Below are 16,370 nucleotides of genomic sequence, written 5' to 3' on the forward strand. Positions count from 1 at the left end.
GGGGGGCAGAATAGCAGAAAGAGCGGGTACTATGCGACGGTCAGCGCGTGCGGTTTATAGCGTTGCAGTTTGTAAATCGTTGCGGCAGCCGCAACCAGCGCCGGAAGGCTGAGGAACATTAATATACTGTCTGCCTGCCATTGCAGGGAAAGCAACTGGGCGCTCATCATCGTTCCGGCTACGCCACCGAAGCGGCCCACGCCCTGCATCCAGGCAATGCCCGTCGCGCGACAGTGGGTCGGATAAAACGTGGCGGCCAGCGTCTGCAGCCCGGACTGCGCGCCGTTCATGGTAATCCCCATCAGGAAGATCAGTGCGCCGAACAAGATGATATGGTTATGTTCAAACCCGAGAGCGAGGGCAAACAGCATCGTCAGAATAAAGCCGAGTGACACCACTTTATGTGCTTCCCAGCGATCCATTAACCAACCGGCCAGCAGGATCCCCGCAGTACCGCCGAAGGTAAATAGCGATGTCAGCCAGGCGGATTCAGCCAGCGGATAGCCCATTCCCAGCATCAGCGTTGGCATCCAGCTCAACAGCACGTAATAGATAACCAATCCCATAAAGTAGGTCATCCAGAGCATCAGCGTGCCCGGCAGCCAGGGCATACTGAATAGCTGTGCCACGCTGCCTTTTTTGACCGTGACGCGGTCTTCATCCAGATAAAACTGGGTAACCTGTTCCAGACTTCCCGACATAAAGCGTTGAGCAATGCGTTTAACCTGTGCAACCCCTTTACCGCGGTGAACCAGATACTTCACCGACTCCGGCAGGAACAGCACCAACAATACGGTGAGGGCCAGCGGGGCGATCGCACCGGCAAGCAGGACGCTGTGCCAGCCGTAGTTGGGGATAAGCCAGGAGGAGATCACCCCGCCGCCTGCAGCCCCTAACGGAAAGCCGCAGTACATGGTGTTAATCGCCATTGAACGACAGCGTTTTGGTGCAAATTCTGACACCAGGGTGATGGCATTGGGCATTGCCGCGCCCAGACCCAGCCCGGTGAGAAAGCGCCAAAATGTGAGCATATTCAGCGTCTGGGCATAGGCAGTTCCCAGACTGGCGAGGCCAAAAAACAGACAGGAAAAGACCAGCACGCGTTTACGGCCCATACGATCGGAAATCGGCCCGGCCAGCAGTGCACCAAATGACAGGCCCAATAGCGCGGCGCTTAACACCGGTCCGAGATCCTGTTTCTTGATGCCCCAGTCGGCTGAGAGCGTGGGCGCAATATAGCCCATCGCCGCCGTATCGAAGCCGTCGATGGCCAGGACCAGAAAACCCAGGACAATAATGACCCAGTGGAAGCGCGAAAAAGGACTGTCATCTATCGCCTGCTGGATATTCACTTTTCCGGAATAAGCCATGTTACCCTCGCCCGTTATGATGGTTGTTATCTGTATATTTCGCCCTTGTATTAGCTTGTATATACATCTGACAGGTGGATAAAAAGTTGTCAAATATATTGGTTATAAATGTTAACTAGTCGTTATTTTTGGATAAAAAATGGTCGGGCTGAGAACAGACCGACCATGCAGAAAGTGGGTTATATGGGGATATTGTTACGCCGCGCTACCCTGAACCAGAGGTGCCAGCGCAGCAGGCAGGCTTTTTCCCAGTTCTTGTACCAGCGAATCATGACTGATGTCGCTAATTGATTTTGCACCGGTCAGGGTCATTGCCACCTTCATCTCTTTCTCGATCAGATTCAGCAGATTCGCCACACCGGCCTGACCGTGGGTTGCCAGCGCGTACAGATAAGCACGGCCCAGCAGCACGCTATCCGCACCCAGCGCAATCATGCGTACGACGTCCAGACCGTTGCGGATCCCGCTGTCTGCCAGAATCGCGATATCGCCTTTTACCGCATCGGCAATGGCGGGCAGCGCGCGGACTGAAGACAGCACGCCATCTAACTGGCGCCCACCGTGGTTAGAGACAACGATGCCGTCGGCGCCAAAGCGTACGGCGTCGCGAGCATCCTCAGGATCGAGGATCCCTTTGATCACCATCGGACCATCCCAAAATTCGCGGATCCACTCGAGGTCTTTCCAGGAAATTGACGGATCGAAGTTATTCGCCAGCCAACCGATGTAATCCTCAAGGCCGGTGGGTTTGCCAAGATAGGTCGAGATATTGCCTAAATCATGCGGGCGACCGTTCAGGCCAACGTCCCATGCCCATTGTGGATGGGTGACTGCCTGCCAGTAGCGGCGCAGTGCGGCATTTGGGCCGCTCATCCCGGAATGGGCGTCACGGTAGCGTGCGCCAGGTGTTGGCATATCGACGGTAAAAACTAGCGTGGAGCAACCTGCCGCTTTGGCTCGTTCCAGGGCGTTACGCATAAAGCCGCGATCGCGCAGAACATACAGCTGAAACCACATCGGACGCTTGATAGTCGGGGCGACTTCTTCAATCGGGCATACGGATACTGTGGAAAGCGTAAACGGAATGCCTTTGGCATCAGCGGCGGCGGCGGCCTGAACTTCGCCCCGACGCGCATACATGCCGCACAGACCGACAGGTGCAAGGGCCACCGGCATGGAGAGCGTTTCGTTGAACAGCTTTGTCTCCAGGCTCAGGTCGGACATATTCTTCAGCACGCGCTGGCGAAGGGCCACCTCCGACAGGTCTGCCACGTTACGGCGCAAAGTGTGCTCTGCATACGCCCCACCGTCAATATAGTGGAACAAGAAGGGGGGTAGGATGCGCTGGGCTGCGGCGCGATAGTCGCTGGCTGCTGAAATAATCATGTGTTGTTCTCCCTGCTATTCTCACCAGGGTCACCGGGCAGGCGGGTGATTCGCGCCTGGCGGGCCTGATCTTCATCAAATCGTTTAATCGTGGTGTGGACAAAACTGAGGTGCGCCATCATCGCTTTACGCGCGCCGTCGGCATCTCCGGCAACAATCGCATCCAGTACGGCCTGATGCTGTGCCGTCAGTTGTGAAAATACGGGCGGCACGAGGTACATACGCTGGCGGCTCTGTTTCACCGAAGACTGCAATACGTCGAAGAAACCGCGCATGGTCTGTAACAGCACCACGTTGTGTGAGGCCTCTGCAATGGCGAGATGAAAGCGAACGTCTGCCTGCGAGGCGAGATCTGGATCTTCGCTTTGTGTGGCCTCGAAACAGAGCCTGATCTTCTCTTTGTCGGCAGCAGTGGCACGCATAGCTGCGTGCCAGGCGGTGCTGGCTTCGATGGCGTGGCGGGCTTCCAGAATATCGAAACTGTAATCAGGATCGTCCGCCAGCAGGGTTTTCAGCGGCTGAACGATGTTTTGTTCAGACCATGCCTCATGCTGCCAGCGGATAAACGTCCCACCGCCACGACGGCTAATCAGTACGCCTTCACTCACCAGCTTTGCTAACGCCTCGCGCAGCGAGTTGCGCGATACGCCGAGCTGTACGGCCAACTGACGCTCAGCGGGCAACTTCATGCCCGCTTCCAGCTGTTGTTCTTCAATCAGCGCCCGCACACGAGATGCGACTTCGTCTGACAGGCGTCTGGGCATCACTATCATGGAATCATCCAGGTTAAGACATAGGCCTGCAGTGTGGTAATCACACCCACCATGCAGGTGAAAATCAGACTGTGCTTCACGGTAAAGCGGAACAGGTCAGACTCTTTTCCCACTAATCCCACTGCCGCACAGGCGATAGCGATAGATTGCGGAGAGATCATCTTTCCGGTCACGCCGCCGGTGGTATTTGCAGCCACCATCAATACATCCGAAACACCGATTTGCTGAGCGGCCGTGGCCTGTAGGGCGGCAAACAGTGCGTTTGATGAGGTGTCGGATCCAGTCAGGAATACCCCCAGCCAGCCAAGGAACGGCGAGAAGAAGGTAAATGCGCTGCCGGTGTGCGCCAGGGCCAATGCCAGGGTGGATGAAAGCCCGGAGTAGTTAGAGATAAAGGCGAATGCCAGCACCATCCCGATGGAGTAGATAGGTAGCGCCAGATCTTTCAGCGTGCTACCAAAGGTCTGAAGCGCAGCAAACGGCTTCATCTTCAGCCAGACGATGGACAGCAGGGCGGCAAACAGTATTGCTGTACCGGTCGCGGAGAACCAGTCAAATTTGTACACCGCCGCGTAGGCTGTGGCTTCGTGTACGACCGGCGGCATACGGGCAACCAGCTTGTCGAGGAACGGAACCGGAATATTGACCACCCAGTGGTACATCGCGCCGCCTGGCGCAAACAGCGCTTTAAACGGCGGTATGCTCCACAGCGTGACGGTAGCTGTCAGGAACAGGAACGGCGACCAGGCGCGGATAATTTGCCCGGCGGTGTAGCGGGTGCGCGACAGATCCATATCGACCTGCGAAGCGCCCATATCACCAAAGCGGAAGATGCGTACCGGCTGCCAGCGCTTCAGGAACAGCGTCAGACAGACCAGGGAAACCAGAGAAGAGATGATGTCCGGCAGTTCCGGTCCGATAAAGTTAGAGCTGAGATACTGCGCGATAGCAAACGAGCCGCCAGCGACCATCACCGCAGGCCAGGTTTCTTTGACACCACGCCAGCCATCCATAATCGCCATAATCCAGAACAGCACGATAATGGTCAGGAACGGCAGTTGACGGCCCACCATCTGGCCAATCTCGAAGCTGTCCAGCCCGGTAACCTGACCGGCAACCAGAATCGGAATGCCCATTGCCCCAAAAGCGACTGGAGCGGTGTTTACGATCAAGCACAAGCCTGCCGCATACAGTGGGTTAAAGCCAAGGCCAACCAGCAGCGCGGCGGTAATCGCTACCGGAGCACCGAAGCCTGCCGCCCCTTCGAGGAATGCCCCAAAGGAGAAACCGACAATCAGCATTTGCAGACGCTGGTCTGGGGTAATCGAGAGTATCGAGGAGCGGATAATGTCGAACTGCCCAGTCTTCACCGAGATTTTATAGACGAATACCGCAGCGATAATGATCCAGGCAATTGGCCACAGACCGTAGAAGAAACCGTACACTACGGATGCCAGAGCGTGATCGACCGGCATTTTGTAAAACAGCAAGGCGACCGACAAAGCGATCACCACCGTCCATGACGCCGCAACGTAGCCTTTCAGCTTGAGCTTAATCAGGGCGAAGAAAAAGAACAGGATGGGGAGCGATGCGATCAGACTAGAAAGCCAGATGTTACCGGCCGGGTCGTAGTTCTGTTGCCAGAGATTCATTGCAGGTCTCCTGGGGGCCGCCGACATAATGGAATGAGTCTTTGCTCAAATCTTCGTCACATTATGTGTAAAAGTGGCCCTGCCAATATTGTTGTGTAGGGGTAATGACAATGAATGGTTAATCAAATGTTATTTATTGGCAACGGTATTGTACTCACATTTTAATGAAATGTGAGGTACTGGTATGATCTGGCTAAAATTGGTAGGGCCAATTGCGAGGGGAAGTGAAGGACCGGGCAAGCGGATGTTGCCCGGTGGGAGATCAGAACTCGCTCTTCGCGAAGCCTGTCATTTCTTTCAGGCCCATTTCACGGCCAAGCTCGGTCATCGGGTGAACGACAATCAGGCCGCGCACGCTCTTCTTCAGCTTGCCCATGTCGGCCTGTTCTTTTTTGGTGATGGTACGACGGAAAGGGAGTTTCGTCAGCTTTTGCGCTTCTTTGCTCAGCTTCTGACCATGGACTTCACGCAGACGCGCAATCTCGTTTTCCAGAGTTTCTTTCTCTTGCTCCAACTCAGCATATTTGTCGGCGGCTTCAACCAGAGACAGGTCAGCCTGCTGGTGGCGGATAGCGTCCAGACGATCGCTCAGGCGTTTAATTTCGTTTTTTTCGACTTCTTTCATAGGATAGCTTCTGATAAAAATAGGATGAATATCCTATAGTATGCGCGCAGAGCGGGATTATTCACAACTAATCGAAGATAAATAATCAAATGTTGCAAGTATTATTCAGCTAATGAAAACATTACTATTTTGATTAATAAGGAATTTTAAGCGATAAGATCGACCATGGCGCATTTTGTTGGCGGGTTCATAGTGAAGCACGTTTTCCTTAATGTATTTGCCAAACCGATCCTAAACTTAAATGATCAACCGCGCAGGCTGAGCGCGGTTAATACATGGAGGAGGGAAGATTATGGCGAAAATAGGTGAGAACGTTTCGGCTCTAATTGATAAGACGGTCGATTTTATGGCTTCAAGCCAGGCTTTTCGCGAGTATCTGAATAAAACACCGCCACGCAACGTTGTCCCTTCTGAAATACCGCAGGAGAATGCGCAGTTGTATCTGCAACGTCTGGCGTACTATCGGCAGCTTTATCGACCGCAGCAGGAAGAGAAATAAGCAAGCATAGTCTTATTTTTGAAAGGCTTTTTTTAAGCTGATTTTAGAAATCAGCTCGGTCAGGGAAAGTACCATCGTGGAGCGCACCATCTGCTGGTAGCGCTGGATCTGCATCGCGTGCAGACCTGAGTCTGAGGTATCAAACTGCGGTGGCGGCGGGAGTGCCGTCACGCAGTGGAGTTCGCCAAACGGACCAAGAATTTCATCGTCGGTGAACGCATATTCATTGCCGTCATGGTTTAACTCTTCCCGCAGCGCCATCAGAAGCTCGGCGTCTTCATACTCCGGTCGGCTGAGCACGCCCAGACCGTAGATGAGCTTCAGGCGAACGGAAAGATCGCCCAGCGGACCGTCGCCGTCAAGCAGTGGTTCTACAGCATATTTCACCGCATAGTCGTCTTTGCGAAATACCTGAAGCACAAGAATATTCACCGCCTCGGTGAGCAGTTCTACGGCGGTGATGAGGAAGCTGCGTACGGTTTTGCCAGCATTCAGACGCTCAAGCACACGATTTTCAAAGGCCTGCGTTTGTTCCATTATTGCCTGCATATCTGACAATCTATTATTCAGGCGCAGGATATCCTGCGCCAGGTCCTGCATCATTTCTTTGCGTTATACGCGTTAACAGCCTCAAGCACGACATCGCTGTTGGCATCCAGCCCGGAAACTTGCGCCAGCGCGGCCTGTGGACCTTTTTCGTCAATCAGCGCGGCCAGTTCCTGTGCCTGCGGATCTTCTTCGCTGCGATAGTGCATCGCTGCCGCAATACCGATAACCAGATTCGCATGCGGCAAACCATACTCCAGCGTACCCAGCAGCGGTTTAATCAGACGATCTCCCGCGCTCAGCTTACGCAGCGGCTGACGACCCACGCGCTCAACGTCATCTTTCAGATACGGGTTTTCAAAGCGACCGAGGATTTTCTGAATGTATGCCGCATGTTTTGCTGCATCAAAACCATAGCGTTTGATCAGTACCGCGCCGCTCTCTTCCATCGCACCTTTTACCACTGCGCGGATTTTCTCGTCGAGAATCGCGTCACGGATGGTTTGATGACCGGTCAATTTTCCGAGGTACGCGGTTATAGCATGCCCGGTGTTCAGCGTGAAGAGTTTACGTTCGACAAATGCCATTAGGTTATCAGTTAATTCCATTCCTGGGATATTTGGTAGTTCACCTTTGAACTGTGTTTTGTCGACAATCCACTCACTGAAGGTTTCTACGGTAACTTCCAGCGGGTCATTGGTTGCTGAAGCCGAAGGCGGAACAATGCGGTCCACGGCGGAATCGACGAAGCCAACATGTTCTTCAACCCAGGCTTTGTCTTCATCTGCCAGCGCGTTCATTACATGGCCTTTCAACTGGGTCGTTCCGCGCACCATGTTTTCACAGGCGATGATATTCAGCGGAGTAGCTATGCCCTGTGCCTTGCGTTTAACCAGCCCTTTGGCGATGGCCGGAGCGATACGCTCAAGCACGACTGGACCGACGGCGGTAGTGACTAAATCTACATGGGCAATCAGGTCGACGACATCATCGCCGATGCTGCTCACGGCGTTGACGCCGGAGACGGTATCAACCTGTTCGTTTTCACCTACGACATGAACCTGATAGCTATGACGGGCATTCAGGGCATCGAGTACGACCTGATTTACATCCGCGAACGTCAGCTGTATCCCCGCGTCCGCCAGCAGTTTGCCGATAAAGCCACGACCGATATTACCTGCGCCAAAATGTAATGCTTTCATAGTATTAACCTTCATCAATGTTTTTACCCAAGAGGGCTGGGGTGAGGCTTTTCCCTCAACCTAACCCTCTCCACAAGGGAGAGGATATCGCCTTCATATTTCGAACTGCAGATGCGTTGGCTCTCCTCGCTCACCCCAGTCACGTACTTATGTACGCTCCTGGGGATTCACTGCGTTGCCGCCTTCCTGCAGCTCGAACTATTTTGGAGATACTTAACCGTTAAGCTTTTTTACCCGCCAGCAGCTCCAGAACTTCATCCACGCTGGTGGTATGGGCCAGACGTTCGATCACGGATTCGTCATCCAGCGCGTTGGTCAGGCTGGTAATCACCTGGATGTGCTCGTTGTTACGTGCTGCGATACCAATCACCAGGCGGGCAATATCGTCTTCTTCTTCACCGAAGCGAACGCCTTCCGGGTACTGGCAGAACACCACACCGGTTTTCAGCACACGGTCTTTGGCTTCAACCGTCCCGTGCGGTACTGCGATGGACTCGCCGAGGTAAGTCGGAGTCAGTTTTTCGCGGTCCAGCATCGCCTCGACGTATTCTGGCTCAACGTAACCGCCTTTCACCAGTTGCTCACCAGCAAAGCGAATTGCTTCCTCTTTGTTAGTGGCTTTACGACCGAGGAAGATATTCTCCGCACCCAGTTTGAACAGGTGAGTATCACCCTCTTCAAAGCTGTCTTTCAGGTGATCGCGGACTTTCTCTTCGTTCACGTTGTGGCGCTGTGCAGCGACCAGACGTTCGGTCAGGTTGGAGTACAGGCCGCTGTCGAGGAAGTTGGTCAGCGAAATGTGCTGTGCCTGAGGCACCTGGCGCATCGCGCGTTCGGTCAGGTCACGGTGGGTAATGACCAGATCCACATCCGGCGGCAGATTGTTAATCGCGCTGTTAGTAACGGAAATCTGAGACAGACCTGCATCCTGCACTTTCTTACGCAGTACGCCCGCACCCATGGCGCTGGAACCCATACCGGCATCGCAGGCAACAATGATTTTACGCACATGGCTCAGGTCGTTGGTCACGTCGCCAGCCGCCAGCGGAGATGCGCCTTTGGATTCCGCTTTCATGTCGTGCATACGACGGGTTGCGGCATCAATGTCATCATCTTCTTTCACTTTGCTGGTTTTCAGCAGAATGGCTGAAACCACAAAGGAGACTGCCATAGCAGCACAGATAGCAGCGATGTTAGCGAAGTAAGCGCCCTTCGGCGTCATGGCCAGCACGGCCAGGATAGAACCCGGAGAGGCCGGAGAAACCAGACCGCCGTTCAGGATAGTCAGGGTAAATACGCCAGTCATACCGCCGAGGATAACGGCCAGGATCAGACGTGGGTTCATCAGCACGTACGGGAAGTAAATTTCGTGGATACCACCCAGGAAGTGGATGATTGCCGCGCCGCCCGCAGACTGCTTAGCGCTGCCGCGACCGAAGAACATGTATGCCAGCAGAACGCCCATACCCGGACCCGGGTTAGCTTCAATCAGGAAGAAGATGGATTTGCCCATCTCATGGGACTGCTGAATACCCAGCGGTGAGAAAATACCGTGGTTGATGGCGTTGTTGAGGAACAGGATTTTCGCCGGTTCAACGAAGATAGACGCCAGCGGCAGCATGTCATGGACAACCATGAAGTTAACGCCTGCCGCCAGGATTTTGGACAGTGCTTCAACCAATGGGCCAATGCCAAGGAATGCCAGAATGGCGAGGATCATCCCGATGATGCCTGCGGAGAAGTTATTCACCAGCATCTCAAAACCGGACTTGATCTTACCGTCTACCCAGTTGTCGAAATGTTTGATAGCCCAGCCGCCCAGCGGACCTGCGATCATCGCGCCGAGGAACATTGGCATATCTGCACCGACGATAACGCCCATGGTGGTGATAGCACCAACCACGCCGCCACGTTCGCCGCCAACCAGCTTACCACCGGTATAACCGATCAGCAGCGGCAGCAGATAGGTGATCATAGGACCGACAAGCTTCGCCAGCGTTTCGTTCGGCAACCACCCTGTCGGAATGAATAATGCGGTGATAATACCCCACGCGATAAACGCGCCGATATTTGGCATCACCATGTTGCTGAGGAATCGACCAAAGCTTTGCACCTTGATCTTAATATCGGATGACATAAAAACACCCCTTCTTATGTTTGCTATCGCGCAGGCTGAAAGCCCGAGGTTTGTTAATGTAGCGGCAGGAGGTAGCCGGACCCTGTAGATACTGCGAAATCTGGCACTGAATCGTTCAACTGTCCAGTCGATGACCTTTTATGTGATATTCGTCACGTAAATATAGGGTGTATGGCGTTAGTTAATGTGATCTTAATCACAAAATATCAGTACAAAAAAACATCACTGGATCAGAATTCGCCAAAAATGGGGGGTAAATGTGAACTGATTCACATTTTATCCTTTGCTGTTTGTTGAATCTTTGTGATGCAGATCGCAAAGTATTTTCATCTGCATTTGCTCGGATGTGATCTACAGCAGGTTCTACCCCCCGATATTTTTATTGCAAAAGAAAGCAACTTCTCACCAGAAAAAATATTTATTTTGTGGTATGGCGAAAACCCCAAACTGCAGTTATGTTCAAAACATCAGCCTGGGTGCATGCGGCTGCCGGCATAAAAAAACTCTAATTAGCGTGAATTCGAGGCAGGTATGTTTCTAAATTATTTCGCACTGGGCGTGCTGATCTTCGTCTTTCTGGTTCTGTTTTACGGAATCATCGCCATTCACGATATTCCCTATAACATGGCTAAAAAACGCAACCATCCTCATGCTGATGCCATTCATACGGCGGGTTGGATTAGCCTGTTTACACTCCATGCAATATGGCCGTTCCTGTGGATTTGGGCGACGCTCTACCAGCCTGAACGTGGGTGGGGCATGCAATCACACATCATGTCGAACGGAAAGGACCCAGACCCCGAGATTGCCGCACTGGCAGCGCGCATCACCCAGTTGGAAAAAGACTGGATGGGGAGAAGAAAACAGATTACTCCACCTTTCCGGAGATTTAATCATGGATTTGTTGATAGTCCTGACCTATGTGGCCTTTGCCTGGGCCATCTTTAAAATATTCCGTATTCCGGTAAACCAATGGACGCTCGCTACTGCTGCATTAGGTGGGGTATTCATTGTTGCGGGACTGATCTTATTAATGAACTATAACCACCCGTATACCTTTACGGCGCAAAAAGCGGTTATTTCAATTCCGATCACTCCGCAAGTCACAGGAATTGTTAGTGAGGTAACGGATAAAAATAATCAGTTGATTAAAAAAGGCGAAGTGTTATTTAAACTCGATCCAGGCCGCTATCAGGCACGTGTTGACAGACTGCAGGCTGATCTTGTTACCGCCACACACAACATCGACAATCTGAAAGCCCAACTTTCTGAAGCCGTCGCCAACACTACCCGCGTTTCCGCTGAACGCGATCGTCTGTATAAAGATTATCAACGCTATTTGAAGGGCAGCCAGGCGAAGGTTAATCCCTTCTCTGAAAGCGATATCGACAACGCCCGGCAGAACTATCCTGGCACAGGACGCGCTGGTAAAAGGTTCCGTTGCCGAACAGACGCAGATTCAGAGTCAGTTAGACAGTATGGTCAACGGGGAGCAATCTCAGGTTGCGTCTCTGCGCGCTCAGCTCGCTGAAGCCAAATACAATCTTGAGCAGACTATCGTCCGTGCCCCCAGCAACGGCTATGTTACGCAGGTGCTTATTCGGCCCGGGACCTACGCCGCCGCACTACCTCTGCGCCCGGTGATGGTATTTATTCCAGAACAGAAACGGCAAATTGTGGCGCAATTCCGCCAGAACTCGTTGCTGCGTCTTAAACCGGGTGATGAAGCGGAAGTGGTCTTCAACGCGCTGCCTGGTCAGGTTTTCTCCGGCAAGTTGACCTCCATTCTTCCGGTTGTGCCGGGCGGTTCTTATCAGGCGCAGGGGGCATTACAGTCCTTAACGGTGGTGCCGGGTACCGATGGCGTGCTGGCTACGATTGAGTTGGATCCTAATGCCGATGTGGATGCGCTGCCGGACGGTATCTATGCCCAGGTGGCGGTCTATTCCGACCATTTCGCTCACGTGTCAGTGATGCGTAAAGTGCTGCTGCGCATGACCAGCTGGATGCATTATCTTTATTTGGATCATTGAGACCGTCATCACCTGCCATTTACGGTGACCTGAGCCATACTGATATTTTTGTTGGCAAAAAGGACCCGGCATGAAACTCATTGGCAGCTATACCAGCCCTTTTGTGCGTAAAATTTCTATTCTGTTACTGGAAAAGGGCATCACCTTCGAATTTGTGAATGAACTTCCCTATAGCGCGGATAGTGGCGTGGCGCGTTATAACCCGCTAGGAAAAGTACCCGCGTTGGTCACCGATGAGGGTGAGTACTGGTTTGACTCTCCGATCATCGCAGAATACATAGAGCTGCTGGATATTGCGCCAGCCATGCTACCGGGTGAACCGTTAGCGGCACTCAAAGTTCGTCAACTGGAAGCGCTGGCCGACGGTATTATGGATGCGGGATTAGTCTCGGTGCGCGAGCAGGCTCGCCCCGCCGCGCAGCAGTCAGAAACTGAATTGTTACGCCAGCGGGAGAAGATCACCCGCAGTCTGGATATGCTGGAAGGCTATCTGGCGGACGGTACGCTGAAAACGGATACGGTTAACCTGGCTACCATCGCGATTGCCTGTGCCGTCGGTTATCTCAATTTCCGTCGGGTCGCGCCCGGCTGGTGTGTGGACCGCCCACGTCTGGTCAAACTGGTGGAAACGCTTTTTCAACGCGAAAGTTTTGCCCGCACAGAACCGCCAAAGGCTTGATGCAGATAATACCTGCCTGAGCAAAGTCACGGTACAATCCTTCCTATATCGATAGCCCTCTCCGCGGTGGAGAGGGCCACCAACAGCCAGGCCCTTTCATGACAACCGACATGCGTTCACTCTACAGCCAGCTTCCCGCTATCGATCGTTTATTGCGCGATAGCGCCTTCCCAGCCTTACGTGAATCTCACGGTCATACCCGGGTGGTTGACCTGCTGCGTCATATGCTTGACGAAGCCAGAGATACGATTCGCGACACGCACGCGCTCCCGGCATGGTGTGAGGACTGGGCGCAAGAAGCCAGCGCCCGTCTGGAACGAGAATCGCAAAGCGCGCTGCGTCCGGTGATTAACCTGACCGGAACGGTGCTGCATACCAACCTTGGGCGAGCGTCGCAGGCCGAAGAAGCGATCGAGGCGGTGGTGCAAGCAATGCGCACGCCAGTGACGCTGGAATATAGCCTGGATGATGCCGGACGTGGACATCGGGATCGGGCGCTGGCGGATTTACTCTGTCGTCTGACGGGAGCGGAGGACGCCTGTATCGTCAATAACAATGCGGCAGCGGTTTTACTGATGCTGGCCGCCACGGCCAACGGCAAAGAGGTGGTCGTTTCGCGCGGTGAGCTGGTGGAAATTGGCGGCGCGTTTCGTATTCCGGACGTGATGTGCCAGGCCGGATGTGTTCTGCGCGAAGTCGGTACCACCAACCGGACCCATGCGAAAGATTACCGTCAGGCGGTGAATGAAAATACCGCTCTGCTGATGAAAGTCCATACCAGTAATTACAGCATTGAAGGCTTTACGAAGTCGGTGGATGAGGCTGAGCTGGCCGCTATTGGCAAGGAACTGGATGTGCCGGTAGTGGCGGATCTCGGCAGCGGCTCACTGGTCGATCTCAGCCAGTATGGATTACCGCAGGAGCCGATGCCGCAACAGCTGATTGCCGCTGGCGTCAGTCTGGTGAGCTTCTCTGGCGATAAATTACTGGGCGGGCCGCAGGCCGGGATTATCGTCGGTAAAAAAGAGATGATCGCTCGCTTACAGAGCCATCCGCTGAAACGCGCATTACGGGCTGATAAAATGACGTTGGCTGCGCTGGAAGCGACGCTGCGGCTCTACCTGCATCCGGAAGCGCTGGCGCAGAAGTTGCCGACGTTACGCCAGCTCACTCGCTCGCAGGAGGCTGTCCACGCGCAGGCCCAACACTTACAGGCACGGCTTGCCGAGCATTACGGTGACGAATTCGCCCTGAACGTCATGCCTTGCCTGTCGCAAATTGGCAGCGGCTCGCTACCGGTTGATAGGCTGCCCAGCGCGGCATTAACCTTTACCCCCCATGACGGACGCGGTAGCCGCCTCGAAGCACTGGCCGCCCGTTGGCGTGCACTGCCCGTGCCGATCATTGGCCGGATTTATGATGGCCGCATGTGGCTGGATCTGCGCTGCCTTGAAGACGAGACCCGGTTTATGGAGATGATGCTGAAATGATTATTGCAACCGCCGGACACGTTGACCACGGAAAAACAACGTTATTACAGGCGATTACCGGCGTGAATGCCGACCGTCTGCCGGAAGAAAAAAAGCGCGGTATGACCATCGATCTCGGCTATGCCTACTGGCCGCAGCCGGACGGGCGGATACTGGGATTTATCGATGTACCCGGACACGAAAAGTTTCTGTCTAACATGCTGGCGGGTGTTGGTGGGATTGATCACGCGCTGCTGGTGGTGGCGTGTGATGACGGCGTGATGGCGCAAACGCGTGAGCATTTGCAAATTCTGCAACTGACGGGTAATCCGCAGATCACCGTGGCGCTTACGAAAGCCGACCGCGTGGACGAAGCAAGAATTGAAGAGGTGCGTGCGGAGATTAAGGCCACGCTGGGGAATTATGGTTTCGCGGAGTCGGTGCTATTCGTCACTGCCGCCAGTGAAGGCCGTGGCATCGAGGAACTGCGCGAACATTTGCTGCAATTAACGTCGCGCGAGCATGCCCGCGATCACAGCTTCCGCCTGGCGATTGACCGTGCCTTTACGGTCAAAGGCGCGGGACTGGTGGTGACCGGGACGGCGCTCAGCGGTGAAGTGAATGTCGGTGACACACTGTGGCTCACGGGCGTCAACAAACCGATGCGCGTACGTAGCCTGCATGCACAAAATCAGGCCACCGATCGCGCGCAGGCGGGACAACGTATTGCGCTAAATATTGCCGGTGATGCGCAAAAAGAAGAACTTAACCGCGGCGACTGGCTGCTTGCTGATGCGCCGCCAGAGGCGTTTACCCGCGTGATTGTCTCTTTAGAACATGCCGCGCCGCTGATGCAGTGGCAACCGTTGCATATTCACCACGCTGCCAGCCACGTTACCGGGAGAATCTCGCTGCTTGAAGGGACGCTGGCGGAACTGGTGTTTGATACGCCGCTCTGGCTCGCCGATAACGATCGTCTGGTGCTGCGCGATATTTCGGCTCGCACGACGCTGGCCGGTGCGCGCGTGGTCACGCTCAATCCGCCGCGTCGCGGGAAGCGTAAGCCGGAATATTTGCAGTGGCTGTCGGCGTTGGAAAACGCACAGAGTGATGGTGACGCTCTGGCGTTGCATCTGACGCGTGGAGCGGTAAATATTCCCGACTTCGCCTGGGCGCGTCAGCTCAACGGTAACGGCATGCGTCCGTTGATCGAGCAGCATGGTTTTATTCAGGCGGGATACAGTTTGTTGGATGCCACTGTTGCAGCGCGCTGGCAGCGCAAAATCCTCGATACGCTGGCGACTTACCACGACCAGCACCGCGATGAGCCTGGACCTGGGCGCGAACGCCTGCGCCGGATGGCTTTGCCGATGGAAGATGAAGCGCTGGTCCTGCTGCTGATTGAAAAGATGCGCGAGAGCGGCGTCATCCATAGTCATCATGGCTGGCTGCATTTGCCCGATCACAAGGCCGGTTTCAGCGATGAGCAGCAGGCTATCTGGCAAAAAGCAGAACCGCTTTTTGGCGATGAGCCGTGGTGGGTGCGCGACCTGGCAAAACAGACGGGCACGGATGAGCAAATGATGCGTGTGGTGTTACGACAAGCGGCGCAGCAAGGCATCATCACCGCGATCGTGAAAGATCGTTATTACCGTAACGATCGGATAGTGGCCTTTGCCAATATGATCCGCGAACTGGATCAGGAAAGGGGATCGACATGTGCCGCTGATTTTCGCGACAGGCTTAACATCGGGCGCAAATTGGCTATTCAGATTCTGGAATATTTTGATCGCATTGGTTTTACTCGCCGTCGGGGAAATGATCATTTATTACGCGATGCATTGCTGTTCCCCGAAAAGTAATGAAACAATTAATTCAGGAATTAAATGAATTAATACAAAATAGATATTGATTGAAATAAGCACATTAGATTATAAACCTAATGTGCTTTTTAATTGTGGTTGTTATTAAAATAACAACCATGATCATATTCTGTTGG

12 protein-coding genes and 2 pseudogenes are annotated in these 16,370 nt (G+C 53.8%); 6 read left to right on the forward strand and 8 right to left on the reverse strand.

Annotated elements, in window-relative coordinates; genetic code table 11:
- Positions 1-29 precede the first annotated feature (29 nt).
- From GFB57_RS05280 to GFB57_RS05300, 5 genes are all read right to left on the reverse strand, one after another.
- Positions 30-1,370, reverse strand: a complete 1,341-nt coding sequence (locus tag GFB57_RS05280) for an aromatic acid/H+ symport family MFS transporter (protein WP_003024165.1) — start codon at positions 1,368-1,370, stop codon at positions 30-32.
- 195 nt (positions 1,371-1,565) lie between these two features.
- Positions 1,566-2,756, reverse strand: a complete 1,191-nt coding sequence (gene lldD, locus GFB57_RS05285) for an FMN-dependent L-lactate dehydrogenase LldD (RefSeq protein WP_290366942.1) — start codon at positions 2,754-2,756, stop codon at positions 1,566-1,568.
- Positions 2,753-3,529: a transcriptional regulator LldR gene (lldR, locus tag GFB57_RS05290; protein WP_003024170.1), complete on the reverse strand. Its 777-nt coding sequence runs from the start codon at positions 3,527-3,529 to the stop codon at positions 2,753-2,755. Before lldR ends, lldD begins: the two co-directional genes overlap by 4 nt.
- Positions 3,526-5,181: an L-lactate permease gene (gene lldP, locus GFB57_RS05295; RefSeq protein WP_003024172.1), complete on the reverse strand. Its 1,656-nt coding sequence runs from the start codon at positions 5,179-5,181 to the stop codon at positions 3,526-3,528. Before lldP ends, lldR begins: the two co-directional genes overlap by 4 nt.
- Positions 5,182-5,443: 262 nt before the next feature.
- Complete coding sequence (locus GFB57_RS05300; RefSeq protein ID WP_003024174.1) at positions 5,444-5,806, reverse strand: YibL family ribosome-associated protein; 363 nt, start codon at positions 5,804-5,806, stop codon at positions 5,444-5,446.
- Between the two features lie 292 nt (positions 5,807-6,098).
- On the opposite strand from GFB57_RS05300, the gene GFB57_RS05305 reads away from it, so the two are divergent.
- Positions 6,099-6,305, forward strand: a complete 207-nt coding sequence (locus GFB57_RS05305) for a hypothetical protein (protein ID WP_003024176.1) — start codon at positions 6,099-6,101, stop codon at positions 6,303-6,305.
- Positions 6,306-6,317: 12 nt separating this feature from the next.
- Here GFB57_RS05305 and mtlR read toward each other — a convergent pair whose 3' ends face one another.
- From mtlR to mtlA, 3 genes are all read right to left on the reverse strand, one after another.
- Entirely contained in the window at positions 6,318-6,905 is a 588-nt protein-coding gene (gene mtlR, locus GFB57_RS05310; RefSeq protein ID WP_003024179.1) for a mannitol operon repressor MtlR, read from the reverse strand.
- Positions 6,905-8,053 carry a mannitol-1-phosphate 5-dehydrogenase gene (gene mtlD / locus GFB57_RS05315; protein ID WP_003024180.1) on the reverse strand — a complete coding sequence of 383 codons (1,149 nt, stop codon included), beginning with the start codon at positions 8,051-8,053 and terminating at the stop codon, positions 6,905-6,907. Before mtlD ends, mtlR begins: the two co-directional genes overlap by 1 nt.
- Before the next feature lie 220 nt (positions 8,054-8,273).
- Positions 8,274-10,190 carry a PTS mannitol transporter subunit IICBA gene (mtlA, locus tag GFB57_RS05320; protein WP_003024181.1) on the reverse strand — a complete coding sequence of 639 codons (1,917 nt, stop codon included), beginning with the start codon at positions 10,188-10,190 and terminating at the stop codon, positions 8,274-8,276.
- 531 nt (positions 10,191-10,721) lie between these two features.
- On the opposite strand from mtlA, the pseudogene GFB57_RS05325 reads away from it, so the two are divergent.
- The 5 genes and pseudogenes from GFB57_RS05325 to selB all read left to right on the forward strand — a co-directional run bounded on the left by GFB57_RS05325 (position 10,722) and on the right by selB (position 16,233).
- Positions 10,722-11,083, forward strand: a pseudogene (locus GFB57_RS05325) (DUF3302 domain-containing protein).
- Positions 11,084-11,085: 2 nt separating this feature from the next.
- Positions 11,086-12,223 (forward strand): annotated as a pseudogene (locus tag GFB57_RS05330) (HlyD family secretion protein).
- Positions 12,224-12,293: 70 nt separating this feature from the next.
- On the forward strand, positions 12,294-12,902 hold the full coding sequence (locus GFB57_RS05335; protein WP_003024191.1) for a glutathione S-transferase: 609 nt from the start codon (positions 12,294-12,296) through the stop codon (positions 12,900-12,902).
- A 98-nt stretch (positions 12,903-13,000) separates the two neighbouring features.
- The gene (gene selA, locus GFB57_RS05340) at positions 13,001-14,392 is read left to right on the forward strand and encodes an L-seryl-tRNA(Sec) selenium transferase (protein ID WP_003024193.1); all 1,392 of its coding nucleotides are present in this window, start codon (positions 13,001-13,003) and stop codon (positions 14,390-14,392) included.
- Positions 14,389-16,233: a selenocysteine-specific translation elongation factor gene (selB, locus tag GFB57_RS05345; protein WP_003024195.1), complete on the forward strand. Its 1,845-nt coding sequence runs from the start codon at positions 14,389-14,391 to the stop codon at positions 16,231-16,233. Before selA ends, selB begins: the two co-directional genes overlap by 4 nt.
- The last annotated feature ends 137 nt before the right edge of the window (positions 16,234-16,370 follow it).

The sequence above is a fragment of the Citrobacter sp. S39 genome, from assembly GCF_009495675.1.
In the GTDB taxonomy this organism is placed as follows: domain Bacteria; phylum Pseudomonadota; class Gammaproteobacteria; order Enterobacterales; family Enterobacteriaceae; genus Citrobacter; species Citrobacter freundii.

What these genes read in the sequence shown, in the direction of transcription:
- mtlR (WP_003024179.1), bottom strand. Translation starts at nt 6,905, where the DNA reads ATGCAGGACCTGGCGCAGGATATCCTGCGCCTGAATAATAGATTGTCA.
- GFB57_RS05280 (WP_003024165.1), bottom strand. Translation starts at nt 1,370, where the DNA reads ATGGCTTATTCCGGAAAAGTGAATATCCAGCAGGCGATAGATGACAGT.
- GFB57_RS05305 (WP_003024176.1), top strand. Translation starts at nt 6,099, where the DNA reads ATGGCGAAAATAGGTGAGAACGTTTCGGCTCTAATTGATAAGACGGTC.
- GFB57_RS05300 (WP_003024174.1), bottom strand. Translation starts at nt 5,806, where the DNA reads ATGAAAGAAGTCGAAAAAAACGAAATTAAACGCCTGAGCGATCGTCTG.
- mtlD (WP_003024180.1), bottom strand. Translation starts at nt 8,053, where the DNA reads ATGAAAGCATTACATTTTGGCGCAGGTAATATCGGTCGTGGCTTTATC.
- lldR (WP_003024170.1), bottom strand. Translation starts at nt 3,529, where the DNA reads ATGATAGTGATGCCCAGACGCCTGTCAGACGAAGTCGCATCTCGTGTG.
- mtlA (WP_003024181.1), bottom strand. Translation starts at nt 10,190, where the DNA reads ATGTCATCCGATATTAAGATCAAGGTGCAAAGCTTTGGTCGATTCCTC.
- lldP (WP_003024172.1), bottom strand. Translation starts at nt 5,181, where the DNA reads ATGAATCTCTGGCAACAGAACTACGACCCGGCCGGTAACATCTGGCTT.
- GFB57_RS05335 (WP_003024191.1), top strand. Translation starts at nt 12,294, where the DNA reads ATGAAACTCATTGGCAGCTATACCAGCCCTTTTGTGCGTAAAATTTCT.
- selA (WP_003024193.1), top strand. Translation starts at nt 13,001, where the DNA reads ATGACAACCGACATGCGTTCACTCTACAGCCAGCTTCCCGCTATCGAT.
- selB (WP_003024195.1), top strand. Translation starts at nt 14,389, where the DNA reads ATGATTATTGCAACCGCCGGACACGTTGACCACGGAAAAACAACGTTA.
- lldD (WP_290366942.1), bottom strand. Translation starts at nt 2,756, where the DNA reads ATGATTATTTCAGCAGCCAGCGACTATCGCGCCGCAGCCCAGCGCATC.